The sequence below is a fragment of the Thauera carbonicopians genome, assembly GCF_025699485.1.
Lineage (GTDB): Bacteria > Pseudomonadota > Gammaproteobacteria > Burkholderiales > Rhodocyclaceae > Thauera.
Map to the genome: position 1 here is coordinate 1 of NZ_JANUXN010000017.1, position 20,121 is coordinate 20,121.

General features: G+C 65.9%; 20 protein-coding genes. 16 read left to right on the forward strand and 4 right to left on the reverse strand.

What is annotated here, in order from left to right; all coding sequences use genetic code 11:
• Window positions 1-218 precede the first annotated feature (218 nt).
• From NX068_RS17020 to NX068_RS17045, 6 genes are all read left to right on the forward strand, one after another.
• Window positions 219-587 carry a hypothetical protein gene (locus NX068_RS17020; RefSeq protein WP_263462455.1) on the forward strand — a complete coding sequence of 123 codons (369 nt, stop codon included), beginning with the start codon at window positions 219-221 and terminating at the stop codon, window positions 585-587.
• 653 nt (window positions 588-1,240) lie between these two features.
• Window positions 1,241-1,810 (forward strand): chorismate--pyruvate lyase family protein, encoded by a 570-nt coding sequence (locus NX068_RS17025; RefSeq protein ID WP_263462456.1) that lies wholly within the window; start codon window positions 1,241-1,243, stop codon window positions 1,808-1,810.
• Window positions 1,807-2,688 carry a 4-hydroxybenzoate octaprenyltransferase gene (ubiA, locus tag NX068_RS17030; RefSeq protein WP_263462457.1) on the forward strand — a complete coding sequence of 294 codons (882 nt, stop codon included), beginning with the start codon at window positions 1,807-1,809 and terminating at the stop codon, window positions 2,686-2,688. The genes NX068_RS17025 and ubiA overlap by 4 nt, the downstream gene beginning before the upstream one ends.
• A gap of 48 nt (window positions 2,689-2,736) precedes the next feature.
• Window positions 2,737-3,549 carry an orotidine-5'-phosphate decarboxylase gene (pyrF, locus tag NX068_RS17035; protein ID WP_263462458.1) on the forward strand — a complete coding sequence of 271 codons (813 nt, stop codon included), beginning with the start codon at window positions 2,737-2,739 and terminating at the stop codon, window positions 3,547-3,549.
• Window positions 3,550-3,564: 15 nt separating this feature from the next.
• Window positions 3,565-5,055, forward strand: a complete 1,491-nt coding sequence (gene ubiD, locus NX068_RS17040; RefSeq protein ID WP_263462459.1) for a 4-hydroxy-3-polyprenylbenzoate decarboxylase — start codon at window positions 3,565-3,567, stop codon at window positions 5,053-5,055.
• A 141-nt stretch (window positions 5,056-5,196) separates the two neighbouring features.
• Complete coding sequence (locus NX068_RS17045; RefSeq protein WP_263462460.1) at window positions 5,197-5,619, forward strand: DUF4870 family protein; 423 nt, start codon at window positions 5,197-5,199, stop codon at window positions 5,617-5,619.
• A 22-nt stretch (window positions 5,620-5,641) separates the two neighbouring features.
• On the opposite strand, the gene dacB is transcribed toward NX068_RS17045, so the two are convergent.
• Complete coding sequence (gene dacB / locus NX068_RS17050; RefSeq protein WP_442806761.1) at window positions 5,642-7,195, reverse strand: D-alanyl-D-alanine carboxypeptidase/D-alanyl-D-alanine endopeptidase; 1,554 nt, start codon at window positions 7,193-7,195, stop codon at window positions 5,642-5,644.
• Window positions 7,196-7,246: 51 nt separating this feature from the next.
• Between dacB and NX068_RS17055 the strand changes: the two genes are divergently transcribed.
• Window positions 7,247-7,588: a hypothetical protein gene (locus NX068_RS17055; RefSeq protein ID WP_263462462.1), complete on the forward strand. Its 342-nt coding sequence runs from the start codon at window positions 7,247-7,249 to the stop codon at window positions 7,586-7,588.
• Between the two features lie 46 nt (window positions 7,589-7,634).
• Here the strand turns inward: NX068_RS17055 and lysA are convergent, their stop codons facing one another.
• Both lysA and lptM read right to left on the reverse strand, forming a co-directional pair.
• Window positions 7,635-8,915 carry a diaminopimelate decarboxylase gene (gene lysA, locus NX068_RS17060; protein WP_263462463.1) on the reverse strand — a complete coding sequence of 427 codons (1,281 nt, stop codon included), beginning with the start codon at window positions 8,913-8,915 and terminating at the stop codon, window positions 7,635-7,637.
• Window positions 8,916-8,925: 10 nt separating this feature from the next.
• Window positions 8,926-9,117 carry an LPS translocon maturation chaperone LptM gene (lptM, locus tag NX068_RS17065; protein ID WP_263462464.1) on the reverse strand — a complete coding sequence of 64 codons (192 nt, stop codon included), beginning with the start codon at window positions 9,115-9,117 and terminating at the stop codon, window positions 8,926-8,928.
• 45 nt (window positions 9,118-9,162) lie between these two features.
• Between lptM and cyaY the strand changes: the two genes are divergently transcribed.
• On the forward strand, window positions 9,163-9,489 hold the full coding sequence (gene cyaY / locus NX068_RS17070) for an iron donor protein CyaY (RefSeq protein WP_263462465.1): 327 nt from the start codon (window positions 9,163-9,165) through the stop codon (window positions 9,487-9,489).
• 3 nt (window positions 9,490-9,492) lie between these two features.
• On the opposite strand, the gene NX068_RS17075 is transcribed toward cyaY, so the two are convergent.
• The gene (locus NX068_RS17075; RefSeq protein ID WP_263462466.1) at window positions 9,493-11,901 is read right to left on the reverse strand and encodes a penicillin-binding protein 1A; all 2,409 of its coding nucleotides are present in this window, start codon (window positions 11,899-11,901) and stop codon (window positions 9,493-9,495) included.
• A gap of 187 nt (window positions 11,902-12,088) precedes the next feature.
• Between NX068_RS17075 and NX068_RS17080 the strand changes: the two genes are divergently transcribed.
• The 8 genes from NX068_RS17080 to NX068_RS17115 all read left to right on the forward strand — a co-directional run bounded on the left by NX068_RS17080 (window position 12,089) and on the right by NX068_RS17115 (window position 20,010).
• On the forward strand, window positions 12,089-13,165 hold the full coding sequence (locus NX068_RS17080) for a pilus assembly protein PilM (protein ID WP_263462467.1): 1,077 nt from the start codon (window positions 12,089-12,091) through the stop codon (window positions 13,163-13,165).
• On the forward strand, window positions 13,162-13,767 hold the full coding sequence (locus NX068_RS17085) for a PilN domain-containing protein (RefSeq protein ID WP_263462468.1): 606 nt from the start codon (window positions 13,162-13,164) through the stop codon (window positions 13,765-13,767). The genes NX068_RS17080 and NX068_RS17085 overlap by 4 nt, the downstream gene beginning before the upstream one ends.
• Window positions 13,764-14,444: a type IV pilus inner membrane component PilO gene (locus tag NX068_RS17090; protein ID WP_263462469.1), complete on the forward strand. Its 681-nt coding sequence runs from the start codon at window positions 13,764-13,766 to the stop codon at window positions 14,442-14,444. The genes NX068_RS17085 and NX068_RS17090 overlap by 4 nt, the downstream gene beginning before the upstream one ends.
• Window positions 14,441-14,962: a pilus assembly protein PilP gene (locus tag NX068_RS17095; protein ID WP_263462470.1), complete on the forward strand. Its 522-nt coding sequence runs from the start codon at window positions 14,441-14,443 to the stop codon at window positions 14,960-14,962. The genes NX068_RS17090 and NX068_RS17095 overlap by 4 nt, the downstream gene beginning before the upstream one ends.
• Window positions 14,962-17,133 (forward strand): type IV pilus secretin PilQ, encoded by a 2,172-nt coding sequence (locus NX068_RS17100; protein WP_263462522.1) that lies wholly within the window; start codon window positions 14,962-14,964, stop codon window positions 17,131-17,133. Before NX068_RS17095 ends, NX068_RS17100 begins: the two co-directional genes overlap by 1 nt.
• Window positions 17,134-17,237: 104 nt before the next feature.
• A complete protein-coding gene (locus NX068_RS17105; protein ID WP_263462471.1) occupies window positions 17,238-17,783 on the forward strand; it encodes a shikimate kinase in 546 nt (181 codons plus the stop codon).
• On the forward strand, window positions 17,771-18,853 hold the full coding sequence (gene aroB / locus NX068_RS17110; protein ID WP_263462472.1) for a 3-dehydroquinate synthase: 1,083 nt from the start codon (window positions 17,771-17,773) through the stop codon (window positions 18,851-18,853). Before NX068_RS17105 ends, aroB begins: the two co-directional genes overlap by 13 nt.
• Window positions 18,854-18,885: 32 nt before the next feature.
• Entirely contained in the window at window positions 18,886-20,010 is a 1,125-nt protein-coding gene (locus NX068_RS17115; RefSeq protein WP_263462473.1) for a deoxyguanosinetriphosphate triphosphohydrolase, read from the forward strand.
• Window positions 20,011-20,121 lie beyond the last annotated feature (111 nt).

Consider the following 20,121-nt stretch of genomic DNA (forward strand, 5'->3'; position numbering starts at 1 on the left):
GAACACGTTCTTTGCCAGATCCACCCCGATCGTCGTAGCATTCATTTGGACTTCCCCTTTCGCGTCTTCAGATTGAAGGTCAGCAATTCAATCTTGGCACTTCGATGCCGGGCCCAACAGGCCAACGGCGGAAGTGGGAAGTCCCTTTGTAGTCACTTGCAGCGGACCGTCAAAATGCTACGCATTTCGCCGTCCGCTGAAGGCCGACGTTAGCACTCATGAGCAGCAATGTCGCGATTCAAGCCTTAGAGGCATCGCTGGCCGGAGATAGTGCCACGCCAAACATGGGCGCCTCGGATCGTGAGACTTACTTGCAGGAGCAGCGGACTCATCTACGCAAGTACATTATTGAGCCTGTTCCCGTCGTTGCTTACGCAAATTCCTGGGCGCAGCAGTATTGCGGCCTCGGCTCGGGTCCTTATTCCATGATTGCGGTGGCCTATTGCAATGACAAAGTTGGCCAATGCCTTCTCTACAATCCGGAGACCGGCTTGTTCTCACTCGCATATGGGCACATCGACGACCCCAATGGTGTAGGGCTTGTCGGCTATGCTTCAAACGACGCACTCGCGGAGTGGCTGGGATGAGTGCTAACACTCGTCGGCGCGACCGGGGCGCGGGGATCAGCCGCGACACCTTTCATGGTCGGCCACCAGGTTAGCCAGGCTCTTGCCGGTCGGTCTGACCTGTTTTGCCTATCGCTTGCGCGCAGTCATGATTGCCCACAGCAAGAAATCGCAGCATGAAGGCGGACGATTGGAAGGCGAAAAACATAGGACACCTCAAGGTAGTATTCAAGCGTTTTCGCCTGGTTTTTCCTGATTCGGAGCTCTGTCTTATGCACGCAGTCAAAAGCACAACCCCCCTTCTTTTTGTTGCCTCTGTTTTAATGCTCTGCGCCTGCAACTCAGGCGGACAATCGCCAACGGCTCAACCTGATTCGGCTGCATCGGCGTTGCCTCCCAGGTACTTGGAAGTCGATCAATTTCAAAGCTGCTTGGAGTCAAAACAAGTCGGCACTCATCAGCAGTGGTGCATGCCAGCATCGAAGCCTGATGGCTGCCCTTCGCAGAGCTGGGATCAGCTTAATGAAATGCAAGGAAACGATAGGGTTTCGAGCTGCTAGGTTGAGTGGCAGGCATACGGCAAGCCGGCGGCCTGACAGCCTGCCGTTCAGGCAAGGAGCCTGTTTTCGGGCGCAAGGCGGATTAGAATGCCGTCTGTTCCCGCAAGAGATTCCATGCTTTCCTGTCCTCATCGCGAAACTTGGTCGTCGACGCCGCCGCGTGCCACGGTTCCGCCCGTACTGATCCCCTGGCTCACCGATCCTTCGTCGCTCACTGCCCGCATCCGCCGGCGCTGTGGGCGTTTCGGCGTCGAGGTGCTGTACCAGGGGCTAGGGCAGGCCGTGGGGGACGAAGCCGTGCTGCTCGGCCTGCGTGCGGGCGAGCGGGTGTGGGTGAGGGAGGTTCTGCTGATTGCCGACGGTGTGCCGGTGGTGTTCGCCCGCTCCCTGCTGCCGCGCCGCAACGTGCGCGGGGCGTGGAACCTCTTCCACGGTTTCGGCGCACGTCCGCTCGGCGCCGCGCTGTTCGCCGACCCGGCGATCGAACGCGCGCCGCTGGCCTGCGCCCGGCTCGATGCACGCGATGCGCGTTATCATCGGGCCCGTTCCGTGCTGTCGGCGCGGCAGCCGCCGGTGGCGATGGAGCGCGAGCTGTGGGGACGCCGCTCGCTGTTCTTGCGCCACGGCCGCGCGCTGATGGTGAGCGAGTTCTTCCTGCCTGCGATTTTCGAGCTGCCCCGATGACCGAGACCATGCGCTTCAGCGACAAGCTTCCCCATTACGCCCGCCTGATGCGGATCGACAAGCCGATCGGCACGCTGCTGTTGCTGTGGCCGACGCTGTGGGCGCTGTGGTTCGCTGCCGAGGGCTGGCCGCCGCTGCACATCCTGGTGATTTTCGTCATCGGTACCTTCCTGATGCGTTCGGCCGGCTGCGTCATGAACGACTACGCCGACCGCGATTTCGACGGCCACGTCGAGCGCACCCGCGAGCGCCCGCTGGCGACCGGCATGGTCAGCACCCGCGAAGCGCTGCTGCTCGCGGGCGGCCTGTCGCTGCTCGCCTTCCTGCTGGTCCTGCCGCTGAATTCGCTGGTTCTCTGGCTGTCGCTGCCGGCGCTTTTCCTCGCTGTCAGCTATCCCTTCACCAAGCGCTTCCTCGCCATTCCGCAGGGCTATCTCGGCATTGCCTTCGGCTTCGGCATCCCGATGGGCTTTGCCGCGATCCTCGGTGAAGTGCCGGCCATCGCCTGGGTCATGCTGCTCGCCAACGTCTTCTGGGCGATCGCCTACGACACCGAGTACGCGATGGTCGATCGGCCCGACGATCTGAAGATCGGCATCAAGTCTTCGGCCATCACCTTCGGCCGCTTCGACGTCGCTGCGGTGATGCTGTGCTATGCGGCCATGCTCGGCCTGCTCGCCGCCGTCGGTGTCGCCGCCGGGCGAGGGCCGGCCTGGTTCATCGGCCTGCTGGTCGCGGCGGTGATCGCCGGCTATCACTACACCTTGATCCGCGATCGCGACCGCGCCGGCTGCTTCAAGGCCTTCCGCCACAACAACTGGCTGGGCGCGGCGGTGTTCGCCGGCCTGTTGATCGACGACCTGCTGCGCCGTGCCTGAGCACGGCCGGTCCGCACCCCTCCGAACCTCTTGTCCCTGGATGCCGACATGCATTTCATGACCGCCCTGAAAGCCGCCTGGCAGCAGCGCAACAGCCTGCTGTGCGTCGGCCTCGATCCCGATCCGGCCCGCTTTCCCGCCCACCTGCAGGGACGGCCGGATGCGATCCTCGAGTTCTGCAGGCAGATCGTCGATGCCACCGCCGACCTGGTGTGCTGCTTCAAGCCGCAGATCGCCTACTTCGCCGCGCACCGCGCCGAGGACCAGCTCGAAGCCCTGATCGAACACATCCATGCCCGCCATCCGGGCACGCCGGTGGTGCTCGACGCCAAGCGCGGCGACATCGGCAGCACCGCCGAGCAATACGCCGTCGAAGCCTTCGAGCGCTTCAAGGCCGACGCGATCACGGTCAATCCCTACATGGGCCGCGATTCGGTCGATCCTTATCTCGCTTACCCCGACAAGGGCGTCATCCTGCTGTGCCGCACGTCCAATCCGGGCGGCTCCGACCTGCAGTTCCTCGACGTCGGCGGCATCAAGCTGTACGAACACGTCGCCCGGCTGGTGGCGCAGGACTGGAATGCCAGCGGCAACTGCGGCCTGGTGGTGGGGGCCACCTTCCCGGCCGAGATCGCCCGCGTGCGCGAACTGACCGGCGACATGCCGCTGCTGGTGCCCGGCATCGGCGCCCAGGGCGGCGACATCGCCGCGACCATGGCGGCGGGGCGCAGCGCGGACGGCAGCGGGCTGATGATCAATTCCTCGCGCGCGATCCTGTACGCCGGCAAGGGCGAGGATTTCGCCGCTGCTGCGCGCCAGGCCGCGCTCGATACCCGCGACGCGATCAACGCGCATCGCTGATCCTGGGGCAACCGCATGAAATACGACGACCTGCGCGACTTCATCAGCCAGCTCGAAGCCCGCGGCGAACTCAAGCGCATCACGCTGCCGGTCGACACTCATCTGGAAATGACCGAGATCGCCGACCGTGTGCTGCGCGCCGGCGGCCCGGCGCTGCTGTTCGAGAAGCCGCTGACGCGCGGCGTGCCGCAGGCCATTCCGGTGCTCGCCAACCTGTTCGGCACGCCGGAGCGGGTGGCGATGGGCATGGGCGAGGACGTCGCTGACGGCGACTGGAGCACGCCGCTGCGCGAAGTCGGCAAGCTGCTCGCCTACCTGAAGGAGCCGGAGCCGCCCAAGGGCCTGAAGGACGCCTGGGACAAGCTGCCGGTGCTGAAGCAGGTGCTCAACATGGCGCCGAAGGAAGTCCGCTCCGCGCCCTGCCAGCAGGTCGTGTGGGAAGGTGAGGAGGTGGACCTGGCGAAGCTGCCCATCCAGCACTGCTGGCCGGGCGACGCCGCGCCGCTGATCACCTGGGGCCTGGTGGTGACGCGCGGGCCGCACAAGAAGCGCCAGAACCTGGGCATCTACCGCCAGCAGGTGATCGGCCGCAACCGCGTGATCATGCGCTGGCTGGCCCACCGCGGCGGCGCGCTGGATTTCCTCGAGCACCAGCGCGCGCATCCGGGCGAGCCCTTCCCGGTGTCGGTGGTGCTGGGCTGCGATCCGGCGACCATCCTCGGCGCGGTGACGCCGGTGCCGGACACGATCTCCGAATACCAGTTCGCCGGCCTGCTGCGCGGCGCCAAGACCGAGCTGGTGAACTGCCTCGGCAACGATCTTCAGGTGCCGGCATCGGCCGAGATCGTGCTCGAAGGCCTGATCCACCCCGGCGACATGGCGCCGGAAGGCCCTTACGGCGACCACACCGGCTACTACAACGAAGTTTCCGAATTCCCGGTGTTCACGATCGAGCGCATCACCATGCGTCGCGATCCGATCTACCACAGCACCTACACCGGCAAGCCGCCCGACGAGCCGGCGATGCTGGGACTGGCGCTGAACGAGGTCTTCGTGCCGCTGCTGCAGAAGCAGTTCCCCGAGATCGTCGACTTCTACCTGCCGCCGGAAGGCTGCTCCTACCGGCTGGCGGTGGTCAGCATCCGCAAGCAGTATCCCGGCCATGCCAAGCGGGTGATGTTCGGCATCTGGAGCTTCCTGCGCCAGTTCATGTACACCAAGTTCATCATCGTGGTGGACGACGATGTGCGCATCCGCGACTGGAAGGAAGTGATCTGGGCCATGACCACGCGCGTGGACGTGACCCGCGACACCACGCTGGTCGACAACACGCCGATCGACTATCTCGATTTCGCCAGCCCGGTCGCGGGCCTGGGCAGCAAGATGGGGCTGGACGCGACCAACAAGTGGCCGGGCGAGACCAGCCGCGAATGGGGCACGCCGATCGCCATGGATGCCGAGGTCAAGGCGAAGGTCGATGCGATGTGGGGCGAACTCGGCCTGTGATGGCAGGCGCGAACCGCCGCGGCGGAACACCCGCTTACGTTTGATGTTGCCCCAGTGCCGAACGCCGAGGCGGTGAGGGGGTCGAAGTCGCCGTCACGGATGCCGCCAATCCCGCGCGGCACCTGCAACCGAGGAGAATCGATGAGCAATCCCGTTCCCGCCCCGCTGCCGATCGGCCAGCCGTCCGAGAACATGGTCACCGTCACGCACCTGGTCTATGCGCTTCATGCGTTCGCGGTGTTTTCCGCCGTCGTCGGTTCGGCGACGATCATCTTCAGCTTCATCGCCAGCCTGCCGTCGATCGCGGCGGTGATCCTGAACTACTGGAACCAGACGGCGGTGCGCGGCACCTGGCTCGAAAGCCATTTCCGCTGGCAGATCCGCACCTTCTGGTTCGCGGTGCTGTGGGTGCTGATCGCCGGGCTGATGGCCGTGACCGTCATCGGCCTGCCGTTCGCGTTCGCGGTGATTCTGCTTGCCGGGCTGTGGATTCTCTACCGCGTCGTGCGCGGCTGGTGGGTGCTGATCCAGCGCGCGCCGCTGCCGATGCCGCCGCAAGGCTGACAGCAGCAAACCGGCCAGCCCTTCAGGGCTGGCCGGCCCAGACCCATTCCAGCAGCGCATCCTGTGCGGCGGCACTGGCGGCCGCTTCGGGGTGGTTCACCATCATCACCAGCACATGGCGCCGCCCGTTGCGATCCAGCAGGTAGCCGCCGATTGCACGCACGCCGTTCAGCGTGCCGGTCTTGATGTGGGCCTGGCCGCCGGCCGGGCTGTTGCGCAGGCGGTTGCGCGCCGTGCCGTCGAGGCCGGCGACCGGCAGCGCCGAGATGAATTCCGGCATCCACGGCCGCTGCCAGGCCAGCAACAACATCTTGCCCAGGGTGTCGGCGCGGATGCGCTCGATGCGCGACAGACCCGAGCCGTTCTCGATCACCAGGCCATCGACATCGAGGCCGGCGGCAGCGAGTTGCGCGGTCGTGGCGCGGGCGCCGGCGGCGACCATGTCCGGCGCATCGCTGGCCGGGCCGGCGAGGAAGGCGCCGAGATCGGCCAGCAACTGGCGGGCGATGACGTTGCTCGACCATTTGTTCATGTCGCGCACGATATCGGCGAGCGGCGGCGATTCGTGGCTCAGCAGGGTACGTACGCCGGGTGGGGCGATGCCGTCGCGCACCTGGCCGTCGAGCCGGCCGCCGGCTTCCGACCACAGCGTGGCGACCAGCGCGGCACCATATTCGGCCGGCGGCAGTGGTGCCGCGCTCCAGGTACGCGGGCCGCAGGCTGCCGGCAGGCTGCCGCTGAGCACGAGGCGGCGGCCGGGTTCGATCCGCGCTTCGAGATCGCGGTACCAGACATCGCAGTTGCTGGCGGAAGTCTGCAGACGGTTGTCGATGACGACACCGGCCAGCGGCGGCTCGGCGACCACGGTCACCGATTCATTGTTGCCGTTGCCGGGGAAGAGCGCGAGCTGCAGGGTGTTGTAGTGCATCAGCAGGCCGTGCGGGCCGCTGTTGTAGGGGCGCAGGCCGCGGCCGTCGAAGGCATCCGGGTCGTGCGGCGGCAGCTTCAGCACGGAGGCGTCGAGCACGATGTCGCCGCCGATCCGGTCGATGCCGAGCCCGCGCAGGCGCCGCAGCAGCTTCGCGATCCGTTCCTGGTCGAGCACCGGGTCGCCGCTGCCGACGACGTACAGGTCGCCGTCCAGCACGCCCCTGGCGACGGTGGCGTTGCTGGCGAGCCGGGTCGTCCAGGTCCAGGCGGGGCCGAGCCGGTCGAGCGCGGCAAAGGCGGTGACGAGCTTCATCACCGAGGCCGGATTCATCGCCTTGCCGGCATTGAAGGCCAGGCCGGGCCGTACCGCGTCCACCGGCTGTACCCAGACCGATACCGCATCCTCGCCGATCCGGGCGCGTTCGAGCGCCAGTTTCACCGGCAGCGGAAGCCCGCCGGCAGCGAAGACGGGGGGGGCGAACAGGATCAGCGCGCTGCAAAGCAAGCCCAGGTAGTGGCAGAATCGCTGGAGTAGTGCACTGCAGCACGGTGAGTGCCGGAGAGGGCGGAGGTGCGCTGCTGCACGACGATAGAATGGGGCCGATGGAGACAATGATGAAAACCGGATACGCCTGTGGGATTTCATGGGTACAGGTGCCGGGAGCATGTGCTCCGGCCTGATTGCTGAGTATCGAGAATGAGTGGATTCGGACATTATGCGCGCACGGCCGACGAGCTTGAGCGCGAAATCTACAAGCGCGGCCTGGCGCTGGGGCTGGACTGGGACGATCAGGGCCGGATGCGGGAACTGGCCCGCCAGGCGCTGAGCGCCGAACCGGGAGGCGTGATGAAGCTCCTGCGCAGCCCGGTCCGCCAGGACAAGCTCACGGGCGAACTTTTCGCCCTGGCCGATCTGATGCTCGACACCATGCGCCAGAGTGCGCAGATCGGCGTGCATACCAGCGGCGGCAAGGCCTGGAAGGCTTTCGGCCGGGCGCTCTATCAGGAGTCCGAGCGTCTTGGCGATGGGAGCGCCTGAAGGGGGCTGCTGAAGCCCCAATCCATCCGGTCGCTAGATGAGCGGCTCAGAGCAGCGGCTTCTCGTCCGCGAACAGTGCGGCGACGGTTTCGCGTGCGCGCACCAGATGCGCCTGTTCGCCATCGACGATGACTTCGGCGGCGCGCGGCCGGGTGTTGTAGTTGGAGCTCATTGTCATGCCGTAGGCGCCGGCCGACAGGATGGCGAGGAGCTCGCCTTCGGCCACGGCGAGCCGGCGTTCGCGGGCCAGGAAATCGCCGCTTTCGCAGATCGGGCCGACGATGTCGTAGATCTGCGAATCGGCGCAGGGGGCCGCGACTTCGACGACCTCGTGCCAGGCGTCGTACAGCGCCGGGCGTGCGAGGTCGTTCATGGCGGCGTCGACGATGGCGAAGTTCTTCGTTTCGCCGGGCTTCAGGTATTCGACGCGGGTCAGCAGCAGGCCGGCGTTGCCGACCAGCGAGCGGCCGGGCTCGAAGCACAGTTCCTCGCTGCGGCCTTCGAACACCTTCAGCAGCGGCGCCAGGTAGTCGGCCACCACCGGCGGCGCTTCGTCGCGATAGCGGATGCCGAGGCCGCCGCCGAGGTCGATGTGGTCGAGCGTGATGCCGTCGCCGGCGAGGCGATCGACCAGGTCGGCGACTTTCTGCGCTGCTTCGGCCATCGGCGCCGGGTCGAGCAGTTGCGAGCCGATGTGGCAGGCGACGCCGGTAATGCGCAGGTTCGGCAGCGCCGCGGCACGGCGGTAGAGCGTCTGAGCGTCGGCGAAGGCGACGCCGAACTTGTTGCCCTTGAGCCCGGTGGAGATGTAGGGGTGGGTCTTCGGATCGACGTCCGGATTGACGCGCAAGGCCACCGGCGCCAGCACGTCCAGTTCGCCGGCGATCGCGTCGAGGCGCTCGAGTTCGGTGGCGGATTCGACGTTGAAGCAGCGGATGCCGGCTTTCAGCGCCTGGCGCATTTCGTCGCGGGTCTTGCCCACGCCGGAGAACACGACCTTGCTCGCCTGGCCGCCGGCGGCCAGCACGCGCGCCAGTTCGCCGCCGGAGACGATGTCGAAGCCCGCGCCGAGGCGGGCGAACACCGACAGGATGCCCAGGTTGGAGTTGGCCTTCACCGCGTAGCAGATCAGCGAACGGTGGCCGGACAGTGCTTGCTGCCAGGCTTCGAAGGCGGCGGTCAGCGCGGCTTTCGAATAGACGTAGGTCGGCGTGCCGAATTTTTCGGCGAGCTGCGCCAGCGAGCACCCTTCGAGGGTGAGGATGCCGTCCCGGGCGTGCAGGGTCGGCGTCGGCAGGGGACTGAGGGGGGCGTTCAAGGTGCTCATCGCGTCGGGCTCACTGGATCGGCGTGTACTGGCCCGGCTGTTCGTCCTGGGCCGGCGGCTGGGAGGGTTTGCTATGATCGGCGCCCTGCGCGGGCTGGCCGGTGGCGCCGGTCCTGGGTGCGGGCAAATAAAGCGGGCCCTTGATGCCACAGGCCGACAACAGCGCGCAGGCAAGCGCGATCACGGTAAGTTTGGCTCGCATCGCCATCATTCACGAAAAACCGGAATGCTATCAGAAGGAATCCGCATGGAAGAGTCCGCATTCAACATGTTGGCCGAGGCCGAACTGGCGCGCATCGAGAACGCCTTCGATGCCTGTGGCGCCGACATCGACATCGAACCCAAGCCCGGCGGCGTGCTCGAGATCGAATTCGACAACGGCAGCAAGATGATCATCAACCGCCATACCGCCGCCCGCGAGATCTGGGTCGCAGCTAGGTCGGGCGGCTTTCATTTCCGCCCGGTGGAAGGCGTCTGGCGCAACACCCGCGATGACGGCGAGCTGTGGGCGATGCTGGCTGCGCTGGCGAGCGAGCAGGCCGGTGAAACCGTCACCCTGGTCCGTCCGGACTGAAATTCAGCGCCGGATCGGCACCGGCATGCGGTCTTCGACCGGAGCAGGGGCCTGTGCGGCGGGGATGGGCTGCGGCGGCGGGGCAACCGGCGGGATGGCCTCTTCCGGCGCTTCCAGCGCCGGTCCGTGGTCCGACGCGAACATCTCCAGCAGCCAGTTGGGCGCGACCGGTGGTTCGGGCGGATCGTATTCGGCGTACTGGTAATCCGTGCGGCTGCCGTCGCCGGCCTCGATCTGGATCAGGCCGCCGGGGCGGGGGCGCTGGATTTCCGGCGTGCCTTCGAGCGCGACCCGCATGTAATCGATCCAGATCGGCAGCGCCGCCGCTCCACCGGTCTCGCCCCGGCCCAGGTTGCGTGGCTGGCTGAAGCCGACCCAGGACACGGCCACCAGGTCGGGGTTGTAGCCGCAGAACCAGGCGTCCAGATAATCGTTGGTGGTGCCGGTCTTGCCGGCGAGGTCGTTGCGCTTGAGGCTGCGGGCACGCGCGGCGGTGCCGCGCGTCACCACGTCCTGCAGCATCGAATCCATCAGCCAGGCATTGCGCGGATCCAGCACGCGCGGTGCGCTTTCGCTCGCGACCGGCGGATCGGTGCGCGCGATCAGCTTGCCGTTGCCGTCGTAGATTTCCTTGACCACGTAGGGATCGACGCGGAAGCCGCCATTGGCGAACACGGCATAGCCGCCGGCCAGTTCCCAGGGCGTGACGCTGCCCGCGCCCAGCGCCATCGGCAGGTAGGGCGGGTTCTTGGCCGAGTCGAAGCCGAAGCGGCCGATGTAGTCCTGGGCGTAGCGCGGCGTGATGTCCTGCAGGATGCGGATCGACACCATGTTCTTGGAGCGGACGAGGGCGTCGCGGATCGTCATCGGCCCGGCGTACTTGGCATCGTAGTTCTTCGGTTCCCAGGCCTGGCTGCCGGTGACGCCGGGGGGGAAGTACAGCGGCTCGTCCTCGACGACGTGGCCCGGTCCGTAGCCGCGTTCGAGCGCGGCGGAGTAGATGAAGGGCTTGAAGCTGGAGCCCGGCTGGCGCTGGCCCTGGGTGACGTGGTTGAACTTGTTGCGGTTGAAATCGAAGCCGCCGACCAGCGCACGCACCGCGCCGTCGCGCGGATCGATCGCCACCAGGGCCGATTGCACTTCGGGAACCTGGCTGATTTCCCAGCCGTTCTTGCCGGTATCGCGGATGCGGACGATGGCGCCGCGGCGGATGCGCCGCGTCTGCGGCGCCTTGTCGGCCAGCATCGGCGCAGCGAAGCGCAGGCCGTTGCCGCTGATCTCGATCTCTTCGCCACGGCGATAGACCGTGACCTGCTTGGTCGAGGCCTGCAGCACCACCGCGGCGAGGAGGTCGTCGTAGTCGCTGCGGCCTGCCAGCAGTTCGTCGAGCTGTTCGGGCGCGGCATCGTTCGGCGGCAGTTCGGCGAAGGCTTCCGGGCCGCGGTAGCCGTGGCGCCGGTCGTAGTCCATGACGCCCTTGCGCAGTGCGGCGTAGGCGGCTTCCTGATCCTTGCGGGTGACGGTGGTGAAGATGCGGATGCCCAGTTCGTAGGCCTTGTCGCCGAATTGCTCGACGGCGATCTGGCGTGCCATTTCGGCGACGTAGTCGCCATGGATGCTGCTTTCCTGCGGCTTGCGTGCGGCGGTATCGCGCTGGCTGCGGGTCGGCGTGGCGGCGGCGATGGCGTTTTCGTAGTCGCTCGGCGTGATGATGCCGGTCTCGACCATGCGGCGCAGCACGTACTGTTGGCGCAGCGCGGCGCGCGCGGGATTGACGACGGGATTGAAGGCGGAGGGCGCTTTCGGCAGCCCGGCCAGCATCGCCGCCTCGGGCAGGGTCAACTGGTCCAGGGTCTTGCCGTAATAAGTACGTGCCGCCGCGGCAAAACCGTAGGCACGCTGGCCCAGGTAGATCTGGTTGATATAGAGCTCGAGGATCTGGTCCTTGCTCAGTTCGTGTTCGATCTTGAACGAGAGCAGGATTTCATAGAGCTTGCGGTTGTAGGTCTTCTCGCGCGTCAGGAAGAAGTTCCGCGCCACCTGCATGGTGATCGTCGAGGCACCCTGGCCGCGGCCGCCGGTGGTCAGGTTGGACAACGCAGCGCGGGCGAGGCCCATCGGGTCGACGCCGGCATGCTCGTAGAAGCGTTCGTCCTCCGCGGCCAGGATGGCATGCTTGAGCAGCGCCGGAACCTCGGCAATGCGAACCACATCACGGCGCTCCTCACCGAACTCGCCCAGGAGGTAGCCATCCGATGTATATACTCGCAACGGGACGCGGGGCTGGTAGTCGGTCAGGGACTCCAGCGAAGGAAGATTGGGCCAGGCGAACAGCGCCATCGCTGCCAGCGTGGCGAGGCCGAGAACCACCAGCGCCAGCAGCGCCGCGATCGGATAGAGGACCCAGCGCATCAGCAGTCCAGGAAACGTCGTTTGGGGTGCGCATTATACGAGATGGCCCCGAGGCTGGCGGTTTCCAGCGGTTTCCTGGTGTGAAGCGTGATGCAGTTTGCTTTACACATACTGAAACTTATTGATACGATTTCACGGCAAACATCATGTTTTGCTCGTAACATGAAGAAATGTAAGGACTTTCTTTGTGATTGAACTCCCCTTTTTCGGCTCCGCCGCCAATCAGTTGGCAGGGCTCGATATTTCATCTTCATCGGTCAAGCTCGTCGAGCTGTCCGGGGGGGACAAGGAAGCTTACAAAGTCGAGCGCTATGCCATCGAGCCCTTGCCGCGCGACGCCGTCGTCGACGGCAACATCGCCAACCTCGAAGCGGTCGGCGAAGCGGTGCGCCGTGCGCTCAGGCGCTTCGGCGCCGGCGTCAAGAATGTCGCGATGGCGTTGCCGGCCTCGTCCGTCATCACCAAGCGGATCATCCTGCCCGCCGGTCTGCGCGAGCAGGAAATGGAGGTCGCGGTCGAGTCCGAGGCCAATCAATACATCCCGTTCGCGATCGACGAGGTCAACCTCGATTTCCAGGTCATCGGCCCGGCGGCAGGTAGCCCGGGCGAACTCGAAGTGCTGGTCGCCGCATCGCGCAAGGACAAGGTCGAAGACCGCGTCGCCGTCGCCCAGGCTGCCGGCGTGAAGGCCACGGTGATCGACGTCGAGTCCTTCGCGATCGAGGCGGCGCTCGAACTGGTCAGCAGGCAGTTGCCGAATGCCGGCCAGGACAAGGTGATCGGCCTCATCGATGTCGGCGCCAACGTGATGAACGTCAGCGTGTTCCGCAACCGGCAGCAGATCTACGTACGGGAGCAGGCTTTCGGCGGCAGCCAACTGACGCAGGACATCGCTCGGCAGTACGGCATGAGCGTCGATGAGGCCGAGGCCGCCAAGCGCGCGGGTTCGCTGCCCGACACCTATCGCCGGGATCTGATGCGTCCCTTCCTCGACAGCCTGGCGCTCGAAGTCTCGCGCGCGCTGCAGTTCTTCTTCACCTCCACGCAGTACAACCACGTGGACCATCTCGTGCTGGCAGGCGGCTGCGCGATGATGCCGGGCCTGGCCGACGTCGTCGCTGCACGCACCCAGGTCGAGACCATCGTCGGCAATCCCTTCGCCGGCATGACCGTCTCGTCCAAGGTGAGGCCGAAGAACCTGCTGGCCGATGCGCCGTGCCTGATGGTCGCCTGCGGGCTGGCCCTGCGGAGGTTCGACCAATGATCCGTATCAACCTGCTGCCGCACCGCGCAGAGAAGCGCAAGCAGCGCCGCACGCAGTTCTACGTGCTGTCGGCGTCGATGATCGTGCTGGGCGCGCTGATCGGTTTGCTGGTGCATTCGATCTACGCCGGCTACATCGAGCGGCAGGAGTCGCGCAACGCTTTCCTGAAGGCCGAGATCGCCAAGCTCGACCAGCAGATCGCCGAGATCCGCCGCCTGAAGGAGCAGATCGACGCCTTGCTGGTACGCAAGAAAGTCATCGAGGATCTGCAGAGCACGCGCGCGGAGTCGGTCCATCTGCTCAACGAGCTGGCCAGAGGCATCCCCGAGGGCGTGTATCTGAAGTCGGTCAAGCAGACGGGCAGCCGCATCACCCTGGTCGGCTATGCCCAGTCCAACGCGCGGGTATCGCATCTGATGCGCAACCTCGAGGATTCTCCCTTCCTCGAGCGGCCGACGCTGGTCGAGACCAAGGCGGCGACGGTCGATGAGCGGCGCGTCAGCGAATTCAACCTCGGTATCGGGATCGAGCGTCCGAAGCTCGAAGAGCCGGCTGCCGAGGCCACCAGCAGCGCCGCGCAGGCGAACAGGGGGCGCAAGTGAAGGCCGACACGCTCAAGAGTGCGCGGAAGATCGATTTCAAGCGGCTTGCGCAGGACTTCAAGGGGCTCGATCCGAACGACCCCGGCATGTGGCCGCTGGCGCCGAGGGTGGCCGTCATGGTCGGGCTGCTCGCGGCGACGCTCGGCGCCTTCTGGTGGTTCGACTGGCAGGAACAGGCGGACACCCTGGCCCAGCGCGAACAGGAAGAAGTGCAACTGCGCGACAGTTGGGCGGCCAAGAAGCGCCAGGCCGTCAATCTCGATGAACACCGCCGTCAACTGGCCGAGATCGACCGGCAGTTCGGTGCCCTGCTGAAGCAGTTGCCGAACCGGGCCGAAATGGATTCACTGCTGTCCGACATCAACCAGGCGGGACTGGGGCGCGGGCTGCAATTCGAGTTGTTCAAGCCGGGCAACAACGTGGTCAAGGAGTTCTACGCCGAGATGCCGATCGACATCCGCGTCACCGGCAACTATCACGAGCTGGGCGAGTTCGCCAGCGATGTCGCCCGCATGCCGCGCATCGTCACGCTGAACAACCTCGCGATCAACACCGACAAGGACGGCCGGCTCAAGCTCGAGGCCAAGGCGATCACTTATCGCTATCTGGACGAGGACGAGATCGCCAAGCAGCGCCAGGATGCCAAGGCTGCGGCAGCCAAGGGGAAGAGACGATGAAGCGTGCGTTGGTCCTCGCCTGCGCTGCCATGCTTGCGGCGTGCGGCAGCGGCGAGCAGGAGGATATCCGCGTCTGGATGGACGAGCAGGCCAGGGGCATGCGCGGCTCGGTCAAGGCGCTGCCGGAGATCAAACCGTTTCCGATCGTCGAGTACGTCGGCAGCGCTGCGGAAGATCCCTTCTCCAAGGGACGCATGGAGGTCGAGAAGCGGGTGGTCAATACCTCGCTGCGGCCCGATCTGAATCGCCGCAAGGAGCCGCTCGAAGCCTACCCGCTCGAGTCGCTGCGCATGGTCGGCGTGCTGTCGCAGGGCAAAAGCAACCGCGCCCTCGTGCTTGCGGGCAAGAACCTGCATCAGGTCAAGGTCGGGAATTACATGGGGCAGAACTTCGGCGTGGTCACGAGCATCAGCGAGAGCGAGATGACCCTGAAGGAGCTTGTCGAGGATGCGCAGGGCGACTGGGTCGAGCGGATCAGCACGCTGACCCTGCAGGAGCGGCAGGAGGCCGGGAGATGATGAAACACATTCGAATTTGGGCGCTGGCCACGGCTTTTGCGGGGCTCGTGCCGATGCCTGCCGCATTGGCCCAGGACGCGGTGGAGGCCCGGAGCCAGACGAACCAGATCGAAGCGCTGGACGTCGCTCAGCACGACGACGGGATCTACCTGCGCCTGACGATGAAGGAAGTGCTGGCGAGCCCACCGCCGAGCTTCAGCGTCGCCAGTCCTGCCCGCATCGCCTTCGATTTCCGCGACACCGGCAATGCGCTGGGGCGCAGCGTGCAGAGCATCGAGCAGGGCGACCTGCGCAGCGCCAACATCGTCCAGGCCGGCGACCGCACGCGGCTGGTGCTCAACCTGGTCAAGCTCAGCCCGTATGAGACGCGCATCGACGGCCGCAACCTCATCATCGCCATCCGGCCGGGCAATGCGCAGGAAGCGCGCGGCTCCGTGGTGGAGCAGGCGCAGGGCAACTTCGCCGAATCCCGGGTCGCTGCCGGCGGCGGCATGGCGGTGCGCGATATCAACTTCCGCCGCGGCACCGAAGGCGAAGGGCGGGTCGTCGTCGATCTGTCGAGCCCGGATGCGGGCATCGACATCCGCCAGCAAGGCGGCAACCTGGTCGTCGAGTTCCTCAAGACGGCTCTTCCTGAACATCTGCGCCGCCGTTCCGACGTGATCGACTTCGGCACCCCCGTGACGGCGATGGCTGCGCAGCAGGCGGGCGACAACGTCAGGTTGACGGTGGTGCCGAACGGTTTGTGGGAGCACAACGCCTACCAGAGCGACAACCGCTTCGTGCTCGAAGTCAAGCGCGTACTCGAGGACCCCAACAAGCTCGTCCAGGGCGCACGCGGCCAGTACCAGGGCGAGAAGCTGTCACTGAACTTCCAGAACATCGACGTGCGCTCGGTGCTGCAGGTCATCGCCGACTTCACCGACTTCAACATCATCACTTCCGATTCGGTGCAGGGCAACCTGACGCTGCGCCTGAAGGACGTGCCCTGGGACCAGGCGCTGGACATCATCCTGCAGGCCAAGGGCCTGGACATGCGCAAGAACGGCAACGTGATCTGGATCGCGCCGAGTGATGAACTGGCGACGCGGGAGAAGCTGCAGCTCGAGGCCAGGGCCCAGATCATCGACCTGGAGCCGCTGTCCACCGAGAGCTTCCAGATCAACTACCACAAGGCCAAGGAAATCTTCGATTTCCTCAAGAGCAAGGACCAGACCATCCTGTCCAAGCGCGGCAGCGTGGTGGTCGACGAGCGCAGCAACAAGCTTTTCGTGACCGACGTCGGCACCCGCCTGCAGGCCTTGCGCCGGTTGGTGCAGGAGATCGATTTCGCGCCGCGCCAGGTCATGATCGAAGCGCGCATCGTCGAGGCCAGCAAGACCTTCTCGCGTGACCTGGGTGTGCGCATGGGACTGGGCAGCCTGGGGCTCGCATCGGTTGGCCGGTTGGGGAAAGTCGGCTTCGGCAAGGGGGTGTTCGGCGAAACGACGGTCGACGAAAATGGTGTGGCGACATTCGAACCCGCTACGGGCAGCGGGGATAACATCAACTCGATCGGCCGGCTTCTGAATCCCAGCGGCGACGCGAACAGCGGACCTGGCGGTGTCACCAGCGGCTTCGGCAATCTGAACCTGACGCTGTTCAACAACAAATTCACTCGATTCCTGAACCTCGAACTCCATGCGCAGGAAACCGACGGCCGCATCCGCCTGGTGTCCAGCCCGCGCGTGCTGACCGCGAACCAGGTCGAGGCGCTGATCGAACAGGGCAACGAGATTCCCTACCAGGAAGCCAGCAGCTCCGGCGCGACCAGCGTGTCGTTCAAGAAGGCCGTGCTGTCGCTGAAAGTGACGCCGCAGATCACGCCCGATGGCCGGATGCGATTGACGATCGAGGTGAACAAGGATTCGCGCGGCCAGGTGACCAACGGCATTCCGTCGATCGACACCAAGAAGGTCAAGAGCGAAGTCCTGATCGAGAACGGCGGCACGGTCGTGATCGGCGGTATCTATGAAGAGGTCGATTCGAACGATGTCGAGCAGGTGCCGCTGCTGGGTGACATCCCGGTGCTGGGGCATCTGTTCAAGACCCGGCAGAAAGTCTCCGACAGCCGTGAGCTGCTGGTCTTCATCACCCCGCGCATCGTCGCCGACGCGCTGACGCTGCGGTAAGCCACTGCGCTGCTGATACAATGTCGGGGCGGGCATCCTGCGTGGATGCCCGCCTTTTTATCTTTCGTGTATCCCTTTCCATTTCGACTTCCGGCGAATCGCGCGTGAGCTGCTTGATACTGATCGGCATGATGGGAGCCGGCAAGACCACGGTCGGCAAGGAGCTTGCGCGCCGGCGCAAGGTCCGCTTCGCCGATTGCGACCACGAGATCATCGCCCGTACCGGGGTGAGCATTCCGACCATCTTCGAGATCGAGGGCGAGGAAGGCTTCCGCCGCCGCGAGACGCAGATGATGGACGAGTTGTCGCAGGAGCCGGACATCGTCATCGCCACCGGCGGCGGCGTCGTCGTCACGCCGGCCAATCGCGGCCTGATGCGCGAGCGCGGCGTGGTGATCTACCTCGACGTGCCGCCGGCCGTGCTGTACGAGCGCACCCGCCATGACCGCAACCGCCCGCTGCTGCAGGTCGAGAACCCGCGCCAGCGCATCGAGGAACTGTACCGGCAGCGTGACCCGCTTTACCGCGAGGTGGCGCACCTGATCGTCGAGGGAGGCCGCGGCAACCCCGGCACCATGGTGCGCATGATCGAAAACGGCGTGCAGAAGCTCGCCCAGCAGAAACCGAAGAACACACCATGCGAACCCTGAACGTCGCCCTCGGCGATCGCGCCTACCCGATCCACATCGGCCGCGGCCTGCTCGATCGCGCCGAATTGATCCTGCCGCACCTGAAGACGAAGCGCGTCGCCATCGTCACCAACGACGTCGTCGGGCCGCTGTATCTCGGCCGTCTGCGGACCACGCTGGAAGCCGCCGGCGTGCGTGTCGCCTCGATCGTGCTGCCCGACGGCGAGGCGCACAAGGACTGGCCGACGCTGAACACCATCTTCGACATGCTGCTGGAAGAGCGTTGCGAGCGCTCGACCACGCTGGTCGCGCTCGGCGGTGGTGTCGTCGGCGACATGGGCGGCTTTGCCGCCGCCTGCTACCAGCGCGGCATGCCTTTCATCCAGATCCCGACCACGCTGCTGGCGCAGGTCGATTCCTCGGTCGGCGGCAAGACCGCGATCAACCACCCGCTGGGCAAGAACATGATCGGCGCCTTCTACCAGCCCAAGCTGGTGCTGGCCGACATCGACACGCTGGCGACGCTGCCGGCGCGCGAGCTGTCCGCCGGCCTGGCCGAGGTGATCAAGTACGGCCTGATCCGAGATACCGGCTTCCTCGACTGGCTGGAGCACAATCTCGAACGCCTGATGGCGCGCGAGCCCGAGGCGCTGGCTCATGCGATCGAGATCTCCTGCCGCAACAAGGCCGAAGTGGTCGCCGCCGACGAGACCGAGCAGGGCGAGCGCGCGCTGCTGAACCTCGGCCACACTTTCGGCCATGCCATCGAGACCGGGCTGGGCTACGGCGAGTGGCTGCACGGCGAGGCGGTGGCCGCCGGCACGATGATGGCCGCCGAGCTGTCGCGCCGCCTGGGTTGGCTGGACGAGGCGGGTGTTGCCCGCATCGCCGCCCTGTTCGAGCGTGCGGCGCTGCCGGTGCGCGGGCCAGAACTGGGTGCAGCGCGTTACCTGGAGCTGATGGCGCACGACAAGAAGGTCGAAGCCGGCAAGCTGCGGCTGGTCCTGCTGCGCGCGCTCGGCAAGGGCGTGATCCACGGCGAGGCTCCGCAGGCCGACATCGCGGCGGCGATCGAGGCTTGCTGCGGCTGAGTTCGGCAGTTTCCCGAATCGAGGATGAAACGATGCTGCAGCTTGCACCCTATGCCGTCACCGAAGGCAATTCCCGCGGCCGCGTCCATGACGAGCCGGCACCGGTGGCGCGAGGCAACTTCCAGCGCGACCGCGACCGCATCGTCCATTCCACCGCCTTCCGGCGCCTGGAGTACAAGACCCAGGTCTTCGTCAATCACGAAGGCGACCTGTTCCGCACCCGCCTGACGCACAGCATCGAAGTCGCCCAGATCACCCGCGGCATCGCCCGCGAGCTCGGCCTCAACGAGGACCTCGCCGAAGCGATCGCGCTCGCCCACGACCTCGGCCACACGCCTTTCGGCCACGCCGGCCAGGATGCGCTGAACGCCTGCATGAAGGCGCATGGCGGCTTCGAGCACAACCTGCAGTCGCTGCGCACCGTCGATGTGCTCGAAGACCGCTATGCCGGCTTCGACGGCCTGAATCTGATGTTCGAGACGCGCGAGGGCATCCTCAAGCACTGCTCGCGCACCAATGCGGAGCGCCTGGGCGAGCTCGGCCGGCGCTTTCTCGACGGCACCCAGCCTTCGCTCGAAGCGCAGCTCACCAATCTGGCCGACGAGATCGCCTACAACAACCATGACGTGGACGACGGCCTGCGCTCGGGCCTGATCACGCTCGAACAGCTCGACGAAGTGCCGCTGTTCGCCGAGCAGCGGCGCGCGGCCGAGGCGCGCTGGCCCGGACTGTCCGGGCGCCGGCTGATCAACGAGACCGTGCGCCGCATGATCCACCTGATGGTGATCGACCTGCTGGAGCAGACCCGTGCCAACATCGCCGCCGCCGGTGTGGCCTCGCTGGACGACGTGCGCGCCGCGCCGCGGCTGGTGGCCTACTCCGAGGCGCTCCAGCCCCGCCTGCGCGAGCTGAAGCTGTTCCTGCGCGAACAGCTCTACCGCCATTACCAGGTACTGCGCATGACCAACAAGGCACGGCGCATCATCGGCGAACTGTTCGCCGCCTTCATGGACGACCCCCACATCCTGCCGCCGCAGTACCAGGCCATGGCGCGCGAGGACAAGCCGCGGGCCATCGCCGACTACATCGCCGGCATGACCGATCGCTACGCGATGAAGGAGCATCGGCGGCTGTTCGCCGTCGGCGAGATCCACTGAAATCGTGCGTAGGAGCCGAGGCCCCTTTTGAACCGTGGAATGAGTCGGGCCGCGCAGCTTGGGAGCAGCGAAATTCATCGGGCGTGGCTCCGCCGCTGCCGGGCGAGCAAG

Coding starts and splice junctions, on each gene's coding strand:
- NX068_RS17020 (WP_263462455.1), top strand. CDS start 219: ATGAGCAGCAATGTCGCGATTCAAGCCTTAGAGGCATCGCTGGCCGGA.
- NX068_RS17025 (WP_263462456.1), top strand. CDS start 1,241: ATGCTTTCCTGTCCTCATCGCGAAACTTGGTCGTCGACGCCGCCGCGT.
- ubiA (WP_263462457.1), top strand. CDS start 1,807: ATGACCGAGACCATGCGCTTCAGCGACAAGCTTCCCCATTACGCCCGC.
- pyrF (WP_263462458.1), top strand. CDS start 2,737: ATGCATTTCATGACCGCCCTGAAAGCCGCCTGGCAGCAGCGCAACAGC.
- ubiD (WP_263462459.1), top strand. CDS start 3,565: ATGAAATACGACGACCTGCGCGACTTCATCAGCCAGCTCGAAGCCCGC.
- NX068_RS17045 (WP_263462460.1), top strand. CDS start 5,197: ATGAGCAATCCCGTTCCCGCCCCGCTGCCGATCGGCCAGCCGTCCGAG.
- dacB (WP_442806761.1), bottom strand. CDS start 7,195: ATGAAATCCCACAGGCGTATCCGGTTTTCATCATTGTCTCCATCGGCC.
- NX068_RS17055 (WP_263462462.1), top strand. CDS start 7,247: ATGAGTGGATTCGGACATTATGCGCGCACGGCCGACGAGCTTGAGCGC.
- lysA (WP_263462463.1), bottom strand. CDS start 8,915: ATGAGCACCTTGAACGCCCCCCTCAGTCCCCTGCCGACGCCGACCCTG.
- lptM (WP_263462464.1), bottom strand. CDS start 9,117: ATGCGAGCCAAACTTACCGTGATCGCGCTTGCCTGCGCGCTGTTGTCG.
- cyaY (WP_263462465.1), top strand. CDS start 9,163: ATGGAAGAGTCCGCATTCAACATGTTGGCCGAGGCCGAACTGGCGCGC.
- NX068_RS17075 (WP_263462466.1), bottom strand. CDS start 11,901: ATGCGCTGGGTCCTCTATCCGATCGCGGCGCTGCTGGCGCTGGTGGTT.
- NX068_RS17085 (WP_263462468.1), top strand. CDS start 13,162: ATGATCCGTATCAACCTGCTGCCGCACCGCGCAGAGAAGCGCAAGCAG.
- NX068_RS17095 (WP_263462470.1), top strand. CDS start 14,441: ATGAAGCGTGCGTTGGTCCTCGCCTGCGCTGCCATGCTTGCGGCGTGC.
- NX068_RS17100 (WP_263462522.1), top strand. CDS start 14,962: ATGAAACACATTCGAATTTGGGCGCTGGCCACGGCTTTTGCGGGGCTC.
- aroB (WP_263462472.1), top strand. CDS start 17,771: ATGCGAACCCTGAACGTCGCCCTCGGCGATCGCGCCTACCCGATCCAC.
- NX068_RS17115 (WP_263462473.1), top strand. CDS start 18,886: ATGCTGCAGCTTGCACCCTATGCCGTCACCGAAGGCAATTCCCGCGGC.